This is a genomic window from Streptomyces sp. NPDC001904, from assembly GCF_040297005.1.
Taxonomy (GTDB): domain Bacteria; phylum Actinomycetota; class Actinomycetes; order Streptomycetales; family Streptomycetaceae; genus Streptomyces.
This window is the reverse complement of the sequence record NZ_JBEOYI010000029.1, coordinates 78814-94715: the sequence shown is the minus strand read 5'-3', so window position 1 is coordinate 94715 and position 15902 is coordinate 78814. Positions and strand designations below refer to the sequence as shown.

Here is a 15902-nt window from a genome sequence, read left to right as displayed (position 1 = left end):
CCCGCCTCCCGTGTCGGGCGGGGTCGGGGTGCCCCCCCCCACCCTCTCGGCGCTGCCGCGGTCCGCCCCCCCCCCCGGGGGGGGGGGGGGCCGGCCCCCCCCCCCCCCCCCCCCGGGGCGGTCGGATCAGGACGCCGTGCCGGCCATGGCCCGCACCAGGCCGAGCGGCCGCATGTCGGTCCAGTTCCGCTCCACGTACTCCAGGCAGGCGGCGCGTGTGGCCTCGCCGTGCACGGTCCGCCACCCGGCCGGGACCTCCGCGAACACCGGCCACAGGGAGTGCTGTCCCTCATCGTTGACGAGCACGTAGTAGGACGCCTCGTCGTTCTCGAACGGATTCGCCACGGTTCCACCTCGTACGTCGGCATCTGCGGTCCCTGCGATCCTCGGGGCACGCCCTATACGAATCCTGCGGCGGCAAGGAGCGTCCTGTGGCCGGGAGTTGCCAGCCACCGCTCCGTCCGCGCGAGCGGGAACGTGGAAGTGCCCTCCGCCGGACGACGGAGGGCACTTCGCACACGGTGCGGCCGGGCGCGGGGCCGGCTACCGGACCAGCGGCTCCCACCAGGCACGGTTGTCCCGGTACCACCGCACGGTCTCGGCGAGGCCCTCGCGGAAGTCCTTGCGGGGCGCGTACCCGAGTTCTCGGCGGATCTTGGTGCAGTCCACCGCGTACCGGCGGTCGTGGCCCTTGCGGTCGGCGACGTACTCGACACTGCTCTCCCAGTCGGCGCCGCAGGCGTCGAGGAGCAGGGCGCTGAGCTCCTTGTTGGAGAGCTCGGTACCGCCGCCGATGTTGTAGATCTCGCCCGCCCGGCCCCCGGTGCGCACGAGTTCGATGCCCTGGACGTGGTCGTCGATGTGCAGCCAGTCGCGCACGTTGCCGCCGTCGCCGTACAGCGGGACCTTCCTGCCGTCCAGCAGGTTCGTCACGAACAGCGGGATGAGCTTCTCGGGATAGTGGTGGTGCCCGTAGTTGTTGGAGCAGCGGGTGACCCGGACGTCCAGGCCGTGGGTGCGGTGGTAGGCCAGGGCGAGCAGATCGCTGGAGGCCTTGGCCGCGGAGTAGGGCGAGTTGGGGGACAGCGGCTGGGTCTCCGGCCAGGAGCCGGACTCGATCGAGCCGTAGACCTCGTCGGTGGAGACGTGCACGAATCTGCGGCCGCCCGCCCGGTGGGCCGCCTCCACCAGGGTGTGCGTACCGAGCACATTGGTCCGCACGAACGCGGCGCCGCCCTCGATCGACCGGTCCACATGCGATTCGGCCGCGAAGTGCACCACCTCGTCGTGCTCGGCCATGAGCTCGGCGACGAGCGGGGCGTCGCAGATGTCGCCCTCGACGAAGGCGAAGCCGGGGTGGGCGCGGACCTCGTCGAGGTTCGCCGGATTGCCCGCGTAGGTGAGCAGATCGAGCACGGTGACGGAGACGTCGCCCGGCCCCTCGGGGCCGAGCAGGGTGCGCACGTAGTGGGAGCCGATGAAGCCGGCGCCGCCGGTGACGAGAATTCTGCTGCTCATGACGAGATCTGCACCTTGCTGTGATCACCGAGCACGAGCCGGTGGGCGGAGGGGACGCGGGGAGCCGGTGTCACCTCGACGTCGCGGCCGATGAGGGAGGCCTCGACACGACGGACACCACGGACCGAGGAACCGCGCAGGACGATGGAGTACTCGATCTCGCTCTGTTCTATGCGGCAGTTGGCGGACACCGAGGTGTAGGGGCCGATGTAGGCGTCGCGCACCACCGTGTCCTCACCGATCACCACGGGCCCCACGATCCGGCTGCCGCTGACCTCCGCGCCCTCCTCGATCACCACCCGCCCGATGAGTTCCGACCGCTCGTCGACCCGGCCGTGCACGTACGGTTCGAGCGTGTCGAGGACCGAGCGGTTCACCTCCAGCATGGCGGCCGCGTTCCCGGTGTCCTTCCAGTAGCCGGAGATCGCGGTGGACCGCACGGTCCTGCCCCGGTCGATCAGCCACTGGATCGCGTCGGTGATCTCCAGCTCCCCGCGCCAGGAGGGCTCGATGGAGCGGACCGCCTCGTGGATCGCCGGGGTGAAGAGATAGATGCCGACCAGCGCCAGATCGCTCTTGGGCCGGATGGGCTTCTCCTCGAGGCCGACGACCTGGCCGCGGTCGTCGAGCTCCGCGACCCCGAAGGCGGACGGGTCGTCGACCCGGGTGAGCAGGATCTGGGCGGCGGGCCGCTCGGCGCGGAACGCGTCGACGAGATTCCTGATCCCGCCGACGACGAAGTTGTCACCGAGATACATCACGAAGTCGTCGCCGCCGAGGAACTCCTCGGCGATGCCCACCGCGTGGGCGAGCCCGAGCGGGGCCTCCTGCGCGATGTAGGTGACCTTCAGACCGAACTGGGCGCCGTCGCCGACGGCCTCCCGGATCTCCTCGGCCGTGTCGCCGACGATGATCCCCACCTCGATGATGTCGGCCTCGGCGATCGCCTCCAGACCGTAGAAGAGCACCGGCTTGTTGGCCACCGGCACCAACTGCTTGGCCGAGGTGTGGGTGATCGGACGCAGGCGGGTGCCCGCGCCGCCGGCCAGGACCAGAGCTTTCATTGAGCTCTCCCTATCTTGCTGTCGAGTCGCTCGGGGGCGGTGCATCGGTCCGGGGTCCGGGACCGCGTGGTGTCAGGCGCCGACGGTCCCGATGAGCCGGCGCACGATCGCGTGCCGCCCTGCGTCGTGACGGCGCAGGAACTCCCGGAGCCGCTCGGCGTGCCGGTCGCTGCTGCACTGGAGGGGGTGGACGACCGTGAAGCCCCCGTCCTCCGGCACGTACGAGAGTTCGCGCAGCATGGGCACGGCGGGGTCGGTGACGAACTCCGCCAGGCCGGTCAGGGCCTCGTCGGCGCTCATGCCGCGCGGAGTCACCAGCTCACCGGCGTCGGCGACCGCGCGGTAGAAGCGGAGCATCTCGCCCGCGAAGCAGGCGCGCAGCTCGTCCTGCACCGCGGGTGTCTCGATGGCCTCGGTGAGCTTGGTGCAGGCCGCCTCGTCGGGCAGGGTGCCCAGGTCGAGCCGGTGGCTGACGGTCATCGTCCGCCGGCGTGAGGTGTCGCGCAGCAGCATGCGGACCGTGCGGTCCAGCACCGTGGTGAAGCGCTCCCCGGCATCGGCGAGCCGCAGCCACAGGTCCCAGTCCTCCATCCCGATGTGGTCGGTGGTCCAGCCCCCGACGCTCTCCGGGAGCCCGCGCACGTGGCCGACGCGGGACGGCTCGTACAGCGGCCACAGGAGCTGCAGCTCCGGGTGCCACAGGCCGTTGAGCGGGTGCGAGCGGTACTCCTCCCCGCCCTGCTCGTTCATGCCGATGCTCGCCGTCGCCACGAGGCGCGCCCCCGCGTCGAACTCGCGCTGCAGCACGGCCAGATGGTCGGGCAGCCACTCGTCGTCGTAGTCGAGATAGGCGATGGCCGGGGCCGTGGAGGCGGCCAGGCCGATGTTGCGGGGGCCTCCGGGATGGCCGTGCCGTTCCGTGCGGATCAGCTGGACGCGCTCGTCCTCGTAGGACAGCACCACGTCGTCGGTGTCGTCGGTGCAGCCGTCGGACACCACGATCAGGCGCCAGTCCTCGAAGGTCTGGGCGAGCACACTGTCGATGGTCGTGCGGATGGCCTCGGACCGGTTCCAGGCCGGACAGATCACATCTATCGCTGCCGTGCTCAAGGGCTTCCTCGCAGACTCCTCAAGACGGCCGTCGTGCCGTCCCCGGTACCTTCGGAGCCCTGCCTACGCAGCGCCTATACGCACTGCGCCGGCCGGCCACCGGGCACGGCGGCGACGTCAGGCGAAGACGACGGTGCGGTGCCCGTTGGGCAGGACGCGGCGCGCGCTGTGCCACTGGACGGCCCGGGCCAGCGCCTGCGCCTCCACGTCGCGGCCGATGGCCACCAGCTGTTCCGGGGTGACGGCGTGGCTGACCCGGCGGACCTCCTGCTCGATGATCGGCCCCTCGTCGAGGTCGCCGGTCACGTAGTGCGCGGTGGCGCCGATCAGCTTCACCCCGCGGGCGTGCGCCTGGTGGTAGGGCTTGGCGCCCTTGAAGCTCGGCAGGAAGGAGTGGTGGATGTTGATGATCCGGTCGCTGAGCCGCTTGCAGAAGTCGTCCGAGAGGATCTGCATGTAGCGGGCCAGCACGACGAGTTCGACCTGCTCCGCCTCGACCAGATCGAGCACCTGCTGCTCCGCGAGGGCCTTGCCGTCCTTCGTCACGGGGATGTGGTGGAAGGGGACTCCGTACGAGGCGACGAGGTCGCCCAGGTCCGGGTGGTTGGAGACGACGGCGGCGATCTCCACCGGCAGCGCCCTGGTGCGCGAGCGGAACAACAGGTCGTTGAGGCAGTGCCCGAACTTGCTGACCATCAGCACGATCCGCATGCGGTCGTCGGCCCGGTGGATCTGCCAGTCCATCTGGAACGAGTCCCCGACGGCACCGAAGCTGGCGCGCAGCTTCTCGACGGTCACGGGCGCCTCGGCACAGAACGCGACCCGCATGAAGAACCGTTCCGTGTCGTGGTCGCTGAACTGCTGGCTGTCCTCGATGTTGCAGCCGGTCATGAACAGGTAGCTGGACACGGCGTGCACGATGCCTTGCTTGTCGGGGCAGGACAGCGTGAGGACGTACTGCTCGGCGGGCATGGGCGTCTCCGATACGTGGGGGCCGTCGCGTGGTGAGGCGGGGCCACCCAAGCCGCAGCGTCCATTTTTTTCATACGTGCGCACGGGAGGGGCGGCACCCTCGGGTGCCGCCCCTCCCGTGCCCGGTACCGGACACGGCTACCGGTAGTTCACGAACTGCAGAGCGAAGTCGAAGTCCTTGCCCTTCAGGAGCGCGATGATGGCCTGCAGGTCGTCACGGCTCTTGGAGCTGACCCGCAGCTCCTCGCCCTGCACCTGCGCCTTGACGCCCTTCGGGCCCTCGTCGCGGATGATCTTCGCGACCTTCTTGGCGTTCTCCTGGGAGATGCCCTCCTCGATGGAGGCGAAGATCTTGTACTCCTTGCCGGACAGCTGCGGCTCGCCGGCGTCCAGGGACTTCAGCGAGATGCCGCGCTTGATCAGCTTGGACTGGAAGACGTCGAGGATGGCCTTGACCCGCTCCTCGGAGTTGGCCTCCATCAGGATCTTCTCGCCGGACCAGGAGATGGAGGCGCCGACGTTCTTGAAGTCGTAGCGCTGCGAGATCTCCTTGCCGGCCTGGTTGAGGGCGTTGTCGACCTCCTGCCGCTCGACCTTCGAGACGATGTCGAAACTGGAGTCGGCCATGTCCTGTGGCTCCTTGTATCGGGGTTGTGGCGACGGCGGACCCGGCATCGGCCGGGCCCTGGGCGGGTGCGCACCGCTGAGCCGCACCCGGTGCAAAGCCTAGCCACCGCCCCGTCCCCGCCCGTCGATCAATCGGGTGGCGAAGCACCCCCGTCCATCGGGTATTGTTTACGTCGTTGCCAACGAGCACCGCCGAGAGGCGAGGCCCAGGCAGCAAACCCAAGGCGGTGTGCCCGAGCGGCCAAAGGGAGCAGACTGTAAATCTGCCGGCTCAGCCTTCCCAGGTTCGAATCCTGGCGCCGCCACACTTGGGGAGACCCCCTCGGGACTACGGAAGCGTAGTCCCGAGGGGGTCTCTGTTTGTCCGGAGCCCGGCCGGTGGAGCCGCGGCGGCACCCGCGCCCGGACCGCGGCGCCGGCACCGGTCCCCTTTCCCTCTTTTTCGAATTCCTTGAATGTGGAACGGTCGCTTTCGCGGTGAATGCCGAGCCGTCTCCATGTGGCCATGTTCCGTATTTCTCTGCTCCAGGCGAATGAATGAGCGCGAGGCGGACGTGACGTTTCTTCGGGTGATCGAGTTCAGTGCATTTCGACGGGCCGCACGCGGCTGCTCGTCGCTTCACTGTGCGTATGGGAGAAATGATGATCCGCAAGGTTCTGGCCGGCGTCGCGCTCACGACCGCCGCCGCGGCTGCCACCGTCGGTGCCGCCGGGGGCGCCTCCGCCACCACCGGTGGCCCGCAGGCCGAGACCATGACGAGCGCCGCCGACGCCAACGACGCCGCGCGCGCCGCCGGTGAGACCGGCTTCGCCACCGGCTCGACGGAGTTCGCCACCGACCACGGTGACGTCACCATCGCCGGCGACCCCGGCGGCGTGGCCAACGCCTACGGCGCCCCGTTCGTCAACGTCGACCTGCGCTGCGCCGTCCCCGCCACCCAGGGCGTCGGCGGCAACGTGCTCGGCGGCCCCGTCGCCGCGTGCGACACCGCTCCCGTCGACCAGTTCGACGCTCCCGAGCGCATCCTCTGACCCGCGGTCCAGGACCCTTCCCTTCCTGACCGGCAGGTGACCACGGCGGCGGGGTCCGCCGGGTCCGTGTCCCTCCTTGCACGGACCCGGTGGGCCCCGCCCACCCGTCGCCCTCGGTACGGAAACGCCGTCCACGGGGTGACGTCGAGTGAAGTCGTCGTCGCTCTCCAGTTATCGATGAGGACCCCAATCAGGAGGTCTTTCATGTCTGGCCTGCTTCCCAAGCACCTCAAGTCGCTCGGCACCGTCACCGGCGCCGCGCTGCTCCTGCTCGCCGCGCCCGCCGCGGTCGGCGCCGCCGAGCCGTCCGAGTCCGTCACCGTCGCCCCGACCGGCACGGTCGCCGACGACGGCACCGTGACGCTGTCCGGCACGTACCGCTGCACCGCCGGCCTCGCCCCCGTCCTCGTCTCGTCCTCCGTGCGCCAGACGCCGGACGGCCCACGGCACGGCATCGGCGGGAGCCTGGCCGACTGCGACGGCCGCGAACACACCTGGCGCAACACCGGCCAGGTCCCCGCCAGCACGTTCGAACCGGGCGCCGCGCAGGTCGAGGCGACGGTGATGGAACTGCGCCCGCAGGGCGGACTGCCCCTGCCGCACTTCCACGCCTCGCGCGACCAGGACGTGACGCTGACCGCCGCCACGGACTGACGGCGGCGACCACCGAAGAGCGCCGCCACCCCATTGCGCGCACCGATTCCCCGGACGCGGAATCGGCCGACGGGGAAGTGAATGCGGAGGCGCCGCCGCGCCTCGGTGCTTTACTCCCCACGCATTCGGTGTGCACCGAATTCGGAAGGCCGGACGGGCTCCGCGGTCCTCAATGTCGCGGAGCCCGAAAAACTGCGGCGACCGACCGCCTTTCTCAGCGGCGCAGCTGCACGTACCCCTCGCGCAGCGGCCCGCCGACCCGTTCCAGGACCTCGGCCACGGCCGCGGCAAGCGGCGCCGGATCTCCGCGTTCCGCGACGGTCCGGTGACCGTCGAGCAGGGCTTCCCCGAGCCGCGGATCGGCGGCGAGGAGCCGGCGGGGCAGCCAGCGGCCGATGCCCGTCCAGGCGCCGAGGTGCGCGGTGAGGAGATCCGACGCCTCCCAGAGCAGGAAGTCGGCCGTGGCGAGCTGCTCGTACCGCTCGGCGGGATCCGTGTCCACGAGGTCGTCCAGGAAACAGGTCGCCACATAGCGGCCGCGCTCCCACTCGGCCGGTGTCAGCGCGGGCGGCCCGGCGGCGAGCAGCTCGCGGGCCGTGTCCCGTACCCGCGCGACATGGCCGTGCGGGTCGAGGAGCGGCAGGCCCTGGCCGTAGACGAAGACCATCGTGCCGCGGCGCAGGGCCCGGTCCTGCCGCAGGACCATCGGAATGTCGGCGAGCGTGTGCAGGAACAGCTCGGCCAGGCGGCCCTCGTGGCGGATCAGCTCCCGGCGGCTGACCTCCGTGTCCGGTACCAGGATCGCCAGGTCCAGATCGCTGTGGGCGCGCGCCCGGCCGCGCGCGGCCGAACCGCCGAGCACGGCGCCGAGCGCGTCCGGGTGGAGCTCCGCGAGGAGCCGGTGCGCCTGGGCGATCAGGTCGGGCGGACCCGGTTGCGGCGATGCGTGATCATCCATGCCGCACGGGTCTACCGGGCCGCCCACGACCCCGTCCAGGCGTCGCCCGCTTCCCGCACGCGAAACCCCGTACGACTCCGTCGTCCGGGCGTCGCACGTCTCCCGCACGCGAAACCCCGCACGACTCCGTCCAGGGGTATCACCGTGTACCCGCGACGATCACCGCGCAGACTGAACCCATGCCGACCACAGCGCGCCGCCGAAACTGCCCCGAGTGCCGTCGCGACATCGCCGTCGTCGCCGGCCGCTTCGCCCGCCACGACCCGCCCGGCGCACGCGACGCGGGCGAGCTCGTCTCCTGCCCGGGCTCGCGCCGCCAGGCCCAGCTGGGGGCCGTGCAGGACGCCCTGGACGGGTACGTCGTCCCGCACGTGCCCGGGCAGATGCCGCTGTTCTGAGAACGGCGGTACGGGGATCAGTTCCCGGCGACCGACTTCACCGCCACCGAGACCGGCGCGGATCCGGAGACCAGCTCCAGGGTCAGCCCGGCCGTCGCGGGAGTGTCCACCAGCTCCGCCAGGACCGCGGCCACGTCGTCGCGCGGCACGGTCCCGCGCCCGGTCGACGCCTCCAGCCGTACGAGGCCTTTGCCCGCGTCGTTCGTCAGCGACCCGGGGCGCAGGATGGTCCAGTCCAGGCCGGTACGGCGGCGGACGTCGTCGTCGGCCGCGCCCTTGGCCCGCAGGTACGCGTCGAAGATGTCGTCGCCCTGGTGCGCCGCGTCCGCGCCCATCGACGACACGATCACGTACCGGCGCACCCCGGCCCGCTCCGCCGCGTCCGCGAACAGCACGGCGGCGTCCCGGTCCACGGTGTCCTTGCGGGCGACCGTGCTGCCCGGGCCCGCACCGGCGGCGAAGACGGCCGCGTCGGCGCCCTGCAGATGCGCCGCGACCTCCTCCACGGACGCGGACTCCAGGTCGCACAGCACCGGCTCCGCGCCGGCCGCCCGCAGGTCGTCGCCCTGCTCGGCCTTGCGGATGATGCCCGCGACCTCGATGCCGCGCGCGGCGAGCAGACGCTCCAGCCGCAACGCGATCTGACCATGACCACCAGCGATGACAATGCGCATGATTCCGACCGTACGCCGAGGTCGGGCGGTTGACCGCGCAACCATCTCGAACCCTGCGCGGGACGCGCGAAACAGGCGGCACGCGCGAGCAGTTGCCGAGCCGTCAGAACCGCCTACGCGGGCCCGCCGCCGTACTTGGCCGCACGCCCCTGCCGCGGCAGGTCCAGGGCCACCGCGGCCGCCGAGTCGCAGTACTCGCGCACCGCACTGGTCCGGGCCACCACCCGCCCCCGGTGCACCACGATCCGGCTGTACGCGAGCGACAGCGCCCCCGCGAGCCGGTCGCCCCGCACGGCGAGCAGCTCGGCCGGGAACCCGGCCTCCACCCGCACCTCCGGCAGCCCGAGCGCCGCCCGCGCCGCCGAACTCACCGCGTCGTACGCGTCGTCGGGCCGCAGCCCGTACCGCGAGGCCAGCAGATAGGCGGCCTCCAGCGGATCGCCCCGGCCCACCGGATTCGACACGTCCCGCATCGCCCCGCTGCCCGCGGCCACCCGCACCCCGGCCGCCCGCAGCAGCCGGACCGGCGCGACACCGCGCCCGTCCACCCCCGCGCAGCCGCCCTGCGGCAGGCAGGCGACCGTCACCCCGGCCGCCGCGAGCCCGTCGACGGCCCGCCGCACGGCCTGCGCGGGCATCCTCGCCAGACCGCCGAGCGGGCCCACGACGACCCCGGTGCGCAGCCCGCCCGCGGCGGCCGCGAGCCGCCCGAGCCGCGCCGGATCGGCGCCGTCCGTGTGCAGATCGACGGGGCAGCCGTGCTCGGCGGCGACGTCGAGCACCGCTTCCACGTAGCCGGTCGGATCGGGGTCCAGGTCGGGGCAGCCGCCCACCACGGAGGCGCCCATCTTCAGCGCGTCGCGCAGCATCGCGAGCCCGTCCGCCCCCGCGACCCCGGTCAGCAGCCGCGGCATCGCCACCGTCCGCAGATCCGCGAGCCCCACCAGCGAGCGGCGTGCCTGCAGCACGGCCTCCAGCGACCCGAGGCCCTCCATCTCGCCGAGTCGCACATGCGAGCGGACCGCGGTGGCCCCGTGCCCGAGTTGCAGCAGGGTGGCCTCGGTGGCCCGGCGCTGGACCTCCTCGGCGTCGTGGGACACCGGGCCGTCGCCGTCCGCCGACAGGGCGGTGTCACCGTGCGCGTGCGGCTCCGCGGGCGCGGGCAGCAGCAGGTAACCGCTCAGGTCCACGCGCGAGCCGTGCCCGGTGAGGCTGCCGGCCGTGCCGACCGCCTCGATGCGCCCGCCGCCCAGCCGCACGTCCACGGTCCTGCCGTCGGTGAGCCGGGCGCCGCACAGCAACAGGCCGGAGCCGTCGGGCGCGTCGTCGGGGGAGCCGGGGGAGCCGGGCGCGGGGGGCTGCTGCGGTGGACTGTCGGGCATCGCGCTCCAGAAGCTCGGGAAGCCGGATCTCGGAAAGCCGGATCTCGGGAACAAGATCATGCGGAACGGGTCGAGCCTAGGACGGCGACGGGCGCGCTTCGAGGAGCGCCGCAATAGTCGTACTGATGGGGTCTCAGGGGCCCCTGGGCCAGTCGGGACAGGGGCTCGCCCTTCCCGGTGGCCGGGCCCGCGAAACGGATTTGGGCGATCGGCGCGCAACCGTGTAATGTCTTCCTCGCTCGCCCCAATAGCTCAGTCGGTAGAGCGTCTCCATGGTAAGGAGAAGGTCTGCGGTTCGATTCCGCATTGGGGCTCTGGTACACACACCGCTCGCGGTGCGCGTATCAAAGCGGTGTAGCTCAGTCGGTAGAGCAAGCGGCTCATAATCGCTGTGTCACCGGTTCAAGTCCGGTCACCGCTACTGACAGTAGCCGATTGTGGGGTCGGTCCTTCGATCGGCTACTCTTTTATGCGTTAAACCCGTCCCATCCGTTCGTCAAGGAGCACTCACGTGGCTGCCACCGACGTCCGCCCGAAGATCACGCTGGCCTGCGTGGAGTGCAAGGAGCGGAACTACATCACCAAGAAGAACCGGCGTAACAACCCGGACCGTCTTGAGATGAAGAAGCACTGCCCGCGTTGCAATGCGCACACCGCGCACCGCGAAACGCGATAAATCAGGCTCGTACACGAGGCCGTCCCCGTCAGGGGGCGGCCTCGTGTCGTTGAATCCCCCAATACAGGAGGTGCCGAGTCCATGGCGCTCGACCAGTCCTTCGTGGGGCGGAGCTACCCGCCCACCGCTCCGTACGAGGTCGGCCGGGAGAAGATCCGCGAGTTCGCCGAGGCCGTGGGGGACACCAATCCCGCCTATGCCGACCGCGCGGCGGCCCGGGCGCTCGGCCATCCCGACGTGATCGCCCCGCCTACCTTTGTGTTTGCCATCACGTTCAAGGCCGCGGGTGACGTCGTTCACGATCCTGAGCTGGGGCTCGACTACAGCCGGGTGGTGCACGGTGACCAGAAGTTCGCCTACACGCGTCCGGTGCACGCCGGGGACCTACTCTCCGTGACATCGACCATCGAGGGCATCAAGTCGCTGGCGGGCAACGACATCATCGATGTGCGCGGTGAGGTGCACGACGAGAACGGTGAGCACGTCGTGACGGCGTGGACCAAGCTCGTCTCGCGTGCCGCAGAGGGGGCCTGACCATGGCTACGACCATCAAGTACGCGGACGTCGAGGTCGGTACCGAGCTGCCGGCGCAGACGTTTTCGGTGACGCGCGCCACGCTGGTGCAGTACGCGGGTGCCTCCGGTGACTTCAACCCGATCCACTGGAACGAGAAGTTCGCGGTCGAGGTCGGTCTGCCGGACGTGATCGCGCACGGCATGTTCACCATGGCCGAGGCGATCCGTGTGGTCACCGACTGGGCCGGCGATCCGGCCGCGGTCGTCGAGTACGGCGTGCGGTTCACCAAGCCGGTCGTCGTGCCGAACGACGACAAGGGTGCCGAGATCGAGGTCAGCGCCAAGGTCGCCGCCAAGCTCGACGACAGCCGCGTCCGGGTCGACCTGACCGCCCTGTGCGCCGGACAGAAGGTGCTCGGAATGTCGCGTGCGGTCGTCCAGCTGGTCTGATCGCCGCCTTCCTGTGCGTGAGTAAGGGGCGTCCTCCATGGGAGGGCGCCCCTTACCCGTGTCCGGAGGCGGGGGGGGAGGGGCTGACTCAGGGGTTGACTCAGGTAGTGATTGGCCACTAACTTCGTACCCATGGTCAGGATGAGTGCGGAGGAACGGCGCGAGAGCGTCATCCGTGCGGCGATCACCGAGTTCGCCCGGGGTGGGTACAACGGCACCTCGACCGAGGCGATCGCCAAGCGGGTGGGTGTCTCACAGCCGTACCTCTTCCGGCTCTTCCCGGGCAAGCAGGCCATCTTCCTCGCGGCGGCCCGGCGTTGCTGCGAGAACATCACCGAGGTGTTCCGCAGGACCGCCGAAGGGGTCGCGCCCGAGGAGATCAAGGAGGCCATGGGGGGCGCCTATCTCTCCCTCATCGCCGACGACCCGGACATGCTGCTCATGCAGATGCAGATCTACGTGGCCGTGGCCGCCGCCGAGGCTTCGGGCGAGGCGGCGTTCGGCGAAGAAGTGCGCCGCCTGTGGGCGGAGATGTACGACACGGTCCTGCTGGCCATGGGGGCGGACGTCGAGGGGACGACGCAGTTCCTCGCCCACGGAATGCTGATCAACGTCCTGGTGTCGATGGGCTTCCCGCCCGAGCACCGGGTCTGGGTCGGCTGCGGCGAACCGTCCTGACGTGACAGAGCGCGTGATGCGGCCGCTTTTTCACGGCCGTAAAAGTTAGTCATCAATAACTAACCATCTGGCAGCACACAGGGAACACGCAGAGGAACACTGGGGGAAGCGATGTCACAGCAGCAGGCACAACGCGGGGGAGCCGTCTGGGCCCTCGTCATCACCAGCGTCGCCGGGTTCATGGCGGCCCTGGACAATCTCGTCGTCACCACGGCCCTGCCGTCCATCCGCCAGGACCTCGGCGGTGCCCTCGACGATCTGGAGTGGACGGTCAGCGCGTACACGCTCACCTTCGCCGTCCTGCTGATGTTCGGCGCGGCACTCGGCGACCGGTTCGGGCGCCGCCGGCTCTTCCTGATCGGCATCACCGTCTTCACCGGGGCCTCCGCCGCCGCGGCGATGGCCACCGGGATCGACGCGCTGATCGCCGCCCGCGCGGTGCAGGGCGTCGGCGGCGCGATCATGATGCCGCTCACCCTGACCCTGCTCAGCGCCGCCGTACCGGCCGCCAAGCGCGGGATGGCGTTCGGCATCTGGGGCGCGGCGAACGGGCTCGCGGTCGCCTCCGGGCCGCTCATCGGCGGCACCCTCACCGAACACGTGTCCTGGCACTGGATCTTCTGGCTGAACGTCCCGGTGGGCCTCGCCCTGCTGCCCCTCGCCCGGCTCCGCCTCAAGGAGTCGTACGGCACCGGCGCCCCGCTCGACCTCACCGGCACCCTGCTCGCCAGCGGCGGCCTGTTCGGCATCGTCTACGGCCTGGTCCGCGCGCCCATCGTCGGCTGGAGCGACACCGTCGTCCTGACCGGGCTGTTCGCGGGAGCCGCCCTGCTCGCCGGGTTCGTGCTCCACGGCATCCGCGCCAAGAACCCGATGCTCCCCATGCGGCTCTTCCGCTCCCGCGCCTTCGCCGGGATCAATGCCGCGAGCATGCTGATGTTCCTCGGCATGTTCGGCTCGATCTTCCTGCTCAGCCAGTTCCTCCAGGGCGTCCTCGGCTACTCGCCCACCGAGGCGGGCCTGCGGATGCTGCCCTGGACGGGCATGCCGATGCTGGTCGCGCCGATCGCCGGATACCTCTCCGACCGGATCAGCGGCCGCACCATCGCCGCCGCCGGACTCTTCCTCCAGGCGCTCGGGCTCGCCTGGTTCGCCGTCGTGATCTCGGCCGACGTCTCCTACGCGGCCCAGCTGCCGGCCCTGATCGTCAGCGGCGTCGGCATGGCCCTGTACTTCGCCCCGGCCTCCAACCTGGTCATGGCCAGCGTCCGCCCCGAGGAGCAGGGCATCGCCTCCGGCTCCAACAACGCGCTGCGCGAGGTCGGCGGCGCGCTCGGCATCGCGATCATGGCGTCGATCTTCTCGGCGCAGGGCGGCTACGACTCCGCGCGGAGCTTCGTGGACGGCATCCGGCCCGCGCTCTGGGTGGGCGCCGCCCTGGTGGCCGTCGCGGGCGCCGCCGCCCTGGCCATCCCCGGCACCCGGCGCACGGCCGACGCGGCGCCGGAGCCGGTGGAGCCGGGACCGGTTCTCGAGAACGCCTGACAGCAGCACCTCGTACGGAACCGGTACTCGCCCGCAGCCCCCGCTCGCAGTCGAAGGAGCACGTCATGCCGACCCTGCCCTGGACCACGCCGAACCCGCCGCCCGCCGGAGCCGAGGTGCTCGTCTTCGCCTCGCGCTTCGAGACCCGCACCCTGTGGGGCGCCCTGAAGTTCTTCGCCCGTACGCCCGCCGTCTGGCGCCAGGTGGGGCGCGCCCCCGGCGCCTACGGAGCCACCCTGAAGGCGGCGCCCCTCAAGCGGACCTTCTGGACGCTCTCCGCCTGGGAGTCGCCCCGGGCACTGAAGGACTTCGCGGCCTCCGCGCCGCACGGGCCCGCCGCCGGGGGCCTGCGCGGACAGATGAAGGACTCCGAATTCCTCACCTGGAAGGCGCCCGCCGGCGACCTGCCCCTGGACTGGGAGGACGCCCTGCGGCGATTCCGGTGAGACCCGGCACGCAGGACACGGCCCCGTCGGCGCGGCGGGGCCGTTCTCGTACCCTGGAGCGCGTGCAGGAACTCCACGACGCCCCTCTCGCCCCCCTGACCACCTTCCGGCTCGGCGGGCCCGCCACCCGGCTGATCACCGCGACCACCGACGCCGAGGTGATCGACGCGGTGCGCGAGGCCGACGCCACCGGCACCCCGCTGCTGATCATCGGCGGCGGCAGCAACCTCGTCATCGGCGACGCCGGTTTCGCGGGCACCGCCCTGCGGATCGCCACCAAGGGCTTCGCACTCGACGGTACGAAGCTGGAGCTGGCCGCCGGAGAGGTGTGGACGGACGCCGTGGCGCGCACCGTCGAAGCCGGCCTCGCGGGCATCGAGTGCCTCGCCGGGATCCCGGGCTCCGCGGGCGCGACCCCGATCCAGAACGTCGGCGCGTACGGCCAGGAGGTCTCCGCCACGATCACCGAGGTGATCGCCTACGACCGCGCGGCGGGCGAGACCGTCACCGTCGCCAACGCCGAGTGCGCCTTCTCGTACCGGCACAGCCGCTTCAAGGCCGAACCCGACCGCTATGTGGTGCTGCGCGTGCGGTTCGAGCTGGAGGACGCGGGCGGTCTGAGCGCGCCCGTCAAGTACCCGGAGACCGCGCGCACCCTCGGCGTCGAGGCCGGCGACCGGGTCCCGGCCGCGACCGCCCGCGAGACCGTCCTGAAGCTGCGCGCGGGCAAGGGCATGGTGCTCGACCCCGAGGACCACGACACCTGGTCGGCCGGGTCGTTCTTCACCAACCCGATCCTCACGGACGAGGAGTTCGCGGCGTTCCACGCGCGCGTGGCCGAACGCCTGGGCCCCGACGCGAAGGCGCCCGCGTTCCCCGCCGGGGAAGGGCTGACGAAGACCTCCGCCGCCTGGCTCATCGACAAGGCCGGCTTCACCAAGGGCTACGGCACCGGCCCGGCCCGCATCTCGACCAAGCACACCCTCGCCCTCACCAACCGCGGCGAGGCCAGCACCGAGGACCTGCTGACGCTGGCCCGCGAGGTCGTGGCGGGCGTCAGGGAGGCCTTCGGCGTGACGCTCGTCAACGAACCCGTGACCGTCGGCGTCCGTCTCTGAGCAGCGGTTTTTCAGGGATTGACCGGATGAGGGTCCGCCCCTGATAGTGACGGCGTCGACGAGCTGTTCGACACGCACATCAGGG

19 protein-coding genes and 3 tRNA genes are annotated in these 15902 nt (G+C 71.1%); 13 read left to right on the top strand and 9 right to left on the bottom strand.

What is annotated here, in order from left to right; translation table 11 throughout:
• Nucleotides 1–126 precede the first annotated feature (126 nt).
• The 6 genes from ABT127_RS33390 to ABT127_RS33365 all read right to left on the bottom strand — a co-directional run bounded on the left by ABT127_RS33390 (nucleotide 127) and on the right by ABT127_RS33365 (nucleotide 5291).
• A complete protein-coding gene (locus ABT127_RS33390) occupies nucleotides 127–345 on the bottom strand; it encodes an MbtH family protein (RefSeq protein WP_351458339.1) in 219 nt (72 codons plus the stop codon).
• A gap of 198 nt (nucleotides 346–543) precedes the next feature.
• Nucleotides 544–1518, bottom strand: a complete 975-nt coding sequence (gene rfbB, locus ABT127_RS33385; RefSeq protein WP_351458336.1) for a dTDP-glucose 4,6-dehydratase — start codon at nucleotides 1516–1518, stop codon at nucleotides 544–546.
• Nucleotides 1515–2582 carry a glucose-1-phosphate thymidylyltransferase gene (locus tag ABT127_RS33380; RefSeq protein WP_351458333.1) on the bottom strand — a complete coding sequence of 356 codons (1068 nt, stop codon included), beginning with the start codon at nucleotides 2580–2582 and terminating at the stop codon, nucleotides 1515–1517. The genes rfbB and ABT127_RS33380 overlap by 4 nt, the downstream gene beginning before the upstream one ends.
• 72 nt (nucleotides 2583–2654) lie before the next feature.
• A complete protein-coding gene (locus tag ABT127_RS33375; RefSeq protein ID WP_351458330.1) occupies nucleotides 2655–3692 on the bottom strand; it encodes a glycosyltransferase family 2 protein in 1038 nt (345 codons plus the stop codon).
• 117 nt (nucleotides 3693–3809) lie between these two features.
• Entirely contained in the window at nucleotides 3810–4664 is an 855-nt protein-coding gene (gene purU, locus ABT127_RS33370) for a formyltetrahydrofolate deformylase (RefSeq protein WP_351458328.1), read from the bottom strand.
• Nucleotides 4665–4802: 138 nt separating this feature from the next.
• Entirely contained in the window at nucleotides 4803–5291 is a 489-nt protein-coding gene (locus ABT127_RS33365; RefSeq protein ID WP_111663810.1) for a YajQ family cyclic di-GMP-binding protein, read from the bottom strand.
• A gap of 223 nt (nucleotides 5292–5514) precedes the next feature.
• Here ABT127_RS33365 and ABT127_RS33360 point away from each other — a divergent pair.
• The 3 genes from ABT127_RS33360 (at nucleotide 5515) to ABT127_RS33350 (ending at nucleotide 6977) form a co-directional block, all read left to right on the top strand.
• Nucleotides 5515–5596, top strand: a tRNA-Tyr gene (locus tag ABT127_RS33360).
• Between the two features lie 325 nt (nucleotides 5597–5921).
• On the top strand, nucleotides 5922–6323 hold the full coding sequence (locus tag ABT127_RS33355) for a hypothetical protein (protein WP_351458324.1): 402 nt from the start codon (nucleotides 5922–5924) through the stop codon (nucleotides 6321–6323).
• 204 nt (nucleotides 6324–6527) lie between these two features.
• Nucleotides 6528–6977, top strand: a complete 450-nt coding sequence (locus tag ABT127_RS33350; protein WP_351458321.1) for a DUF6299 family protein — start codon at nucleotides 6528–6530, stop codon at nucleotides 6975–6977.
• Between the two features lie 214 nt (nucleotides 6978–7191).
• Here the strand turns inward: ABT127_RS33350 and ABT127_RS33345 are convergent, their stop codons facing one another.
• Entirely contained in the window at nucleotides 7192–7935 is a 744-nt protein-coding gene (locus tag ABT127_RS33345) for a nucleotidyltransferase domain-containing protein (protein ID WP_351458318.1), read from the bottom strand.
• A gap of 179 nt (nucleotides 7936–8114) precedes the next feature.
• Here ABT127_RS33345 and ABT127_RS33340 point away from each other — a divergent pair, with 179 nt between their 5' ends.
• Nucleotides 8115–8333 (top strand): hypothetical protein, encoded by a 219-nt coding sequence (locus ABT127_RS33340; RefSeq protein WP_351458315.1) that lies wholly within the window; start codon nucleotides 8115–8117, stop codon nucleotides 8331–8333.
• Nucleotides 8334–8350: 17 nt separating this feature from the next.
• Here the strand turns inward: ABT127_RS33340 and ABT127_RS33335 are convergent, their stop codons facing one another.
• Together ABT127_RS33335 and ABT127_RS33330 are read right to left on the bottom strand one after the other, a co-directional pair.
• Nucleotides 8351–9007 (bottom strand): SDR family oxidoreductase, encoded by a 657-nt coding sequence (locus ABT127_RS33335; protein ID WP_351458312.1) that lies wholly within the window; start codon nucleotides 9005–9007, stop codon nucleotides 8351–8353.
• Nucleotides 9008–9120: 113 nt separating this feature from the next.
• On the bottom strand, nucleotides 9121–10389 hold the full coding sequence (locus ABT127_RS33330; protein ID WP_351458309.1) for an amidohydrolase family protein: 1269 nt from the start codon (nucleotides 10387–10389) through the stop codon (nucleotides 9121–9123).
• Between the two features lie 241 nt (nucleotides 10390–10630).
• Between ABT127_RS33330 and ABT127_RS33325 the strand changes: the two genes are divergently transcribed.
• The 9 genes from ABT127_RS33325 (at nucleotide 10631) to ABT127_RS33285 (ending at nucleotide 15817) form a co-directional block, all read left to right on the top strand.
• Nucleotides 10631–10703: transfer RNA gene (locus ABT127_RS33325), tRNA-Thr, on the top strand.
• 34 nt (nucleotides 10704–10737) lie between these two features.
• Nucleotides 10738–10810: transfer RNA gene (locus ABT127_RS33320), tRNA-Met, on the top strand.
• A 90-nt stretch (nucleotides 10811–10900) separates the two neighbouring features.
• Entirely contained in the window at nucleotides 10901–11065 is a 165-nt protein-coding gene (gene rpmG, locus ABT127_RS33315; protein WP_003948671.1) for a 50S ribosomal protein L33, read from the top strand.
• Nucleotides 11066–11146: 81 nt separating this feature from the next.
• The gene (locus ABT127_RS33310; protein ID WP_351458306.1) at nucleotides 11147–11599 is read left to right on the top strand and encodes an FAS1-like dehydratase domain-containing protein; all 453 of its coding nucleotides are present in this window, start codon (nucleotides 11147–11149) and stop codon (nucleotides 11597–11599) included.
• 2 nt (nucleotides 11600–11601) lie between these two features.
• The gene (locus ABT127_RS33305) at nucleotides 11602–12030 is read left to right on the top strand and encodes a MaoC family dehydratase (RefSeq protein WP_351458303.1); all 429 of its coding nucleotides are present in this window, start codon (nucleotides 11602–11604) and stop codon (nucleotides 12028–12030) included.
• Nucleotides 12031–12162: 132 nt separating this feature from the next.
• A complete protein-coding gene (locus tag ABT127_RS33300) occupies nucleotides 12163–12708 on the top strand; it encodes a TetR/AcrR family transcriptional regulator (RefSeq protein WP_351458300.1) in 546 nt (181 codons plus the stop codon).
• A gap of 111 nt (nucleotides 12709–12819) precedes the next feature.
• A complete protein-coding gene (locus ABT127_RS33295; RefSeq protein ID WP_351458297.1) occupies nucleotides 12820–14253 on the top strand; it encodes a DHA2 family efflux MFS transporter permease subunit in 1434 nt (477 codons plus the stop codon).
• A 65-nt stretch (nucleotides 14254–14318) separates the two neighbouring features.
• The gene (locus ABT127_RS33290) at nucleotides 14319–14699 is read left to right on the top strand and encodes a DUF3291 domain-containing protein (RefSeq protein ID WP_351458294.1); all 381 of its coding nucleotides are present in this window, start codon (nucleotides 14319–14321) and stop codon (nucleotides 14697–14699) included.
• Between the two features lie 62 nt (nucleotides 14700–14761).
• Nucleotides 14762–15817 (top strand): UDP-N-acetylmuramate dehydrogenase, encoded by a 1056-nt coding sequence (locus ABT127_RS33285; protein ID WP_502971823.1) that lies wholly within the window; start codon nucleotides 14762–14764, stop codon nucleotides 15815–15817.
• The last annotated feature ends 85 nt before the right edge of the window (nucleotides 15818–15902 follow it).

Excerpts from the sequence above, each read along its gene's own strand:
- ABT127_RS33295 (WP_351458297.1), top strand. The coding sequence starts at position 12,820 with ATGTCACAGCAGCAGGCACAACGCGGGGGAGCCGTCTGGGCCCTCGTC.
- ABT127_RS33310 (WP_351458306.1), top strand. The coding sequence starts at position 11,147 with ATGGCGCTCGACCAGTCCTTCGTGGGGCGGAGCTACCCGCCCACCGCT.
- ABT127_RS33300 (WP_351458300.1), top strand. The coding sequence starts at position 12,163 with ATGGTCAGGATGAGTGCGGAGGAACGGCGCGAGAGCGTCATCCGTGCG.
- ABT127_RS33355 (WP_351458324.1), top strand. The coding sequence starts at position 5,922 with ATGGGAGAAATGATGATCCGCAAGGTTCTGGCCGGCGTCGCGCTCACG.
- ABT127_RS33380 (WP_351458333.1), bottom strand. The coding sequence starts at position 2,582 with ATGAAAGCTCTGGTCCTGGCCGGCGGCGCGGGCACCCGCCTGCGTCCG.
- ABT127_RS33335 (WP_351458312.1), bottom strand. The coding sequence starts at position 9,007 with ATGCGCATTGTCATCGCTGGTGGTCATGGTCAGATCGCGTTGCGGCTG.
- rfbB (WP_351458336.1), bottom strand. The coding sequence starts at position 1,518 with ATGAGCAGCAGAATTCTCGTCACCGGCGGCGCCGGCTTCATCGGCTCC.
- ABT127_RS33340 (WP_351458315.1), top strand. The coding sequence starts at position 8,115 with ATGCCGACCACAGCGCGCCGCCGAAACTGCCCCGAGTGCCGTCGCGAC.
- ABT127_RS33305 (WP_351458303.1), top strand. The coding sequence starts at position 11,602 with ATGGCTACGACCATCAAGTACGCGGACGTCGAGGTCGGTACCGAGCTG.
- ABT127_RS33350 (WP_351458321.1), top strand. The coding sequence starts at position 6,528 with ATGTCTGGCCTGCTTCCCAAGCACCTCAAGTCGCTCGGCACCGTCACC.
- purU (WP_351458328.1), bottom strand. The coding sequence starts at position 4,664 with ATGCCCGCCGAGCAGTACGTCCTCACGCTGTCCTGCCCCGACAAGCAA.
- ABT127_RS33345 (WP_351458318.1), bottom strand. The coding sequence starts at position 7,935 with ATGGATGATCACGCATCGCCGCAACCGGGTCCGCCCGACCTGATCGCC.
- ABT127_RS33290 (WP_351458294.1), top strand. The coding sequence starts at position 14,319 with ATGCCGACCCTGCCCTGGACCACGCCGAACCCGCCGCCCGCCGGAGCC.
- ABT127_RS33365 (WP_111663810.1), bottom strand. The coding sequence starts at position 5,291 with ATGGCCGACTCCAGTTTCGACATCGTCTCGAAGGTCGAGCGGCAGGAG.
- ABT127_RS33330 (WP_351458309.1), bottom strand. The coding sequence starts at position 10,389 with ATGCCCGACAGTCCACCGCAGCAGCCCCCCGCGCCCGGCTCCCCCGGC.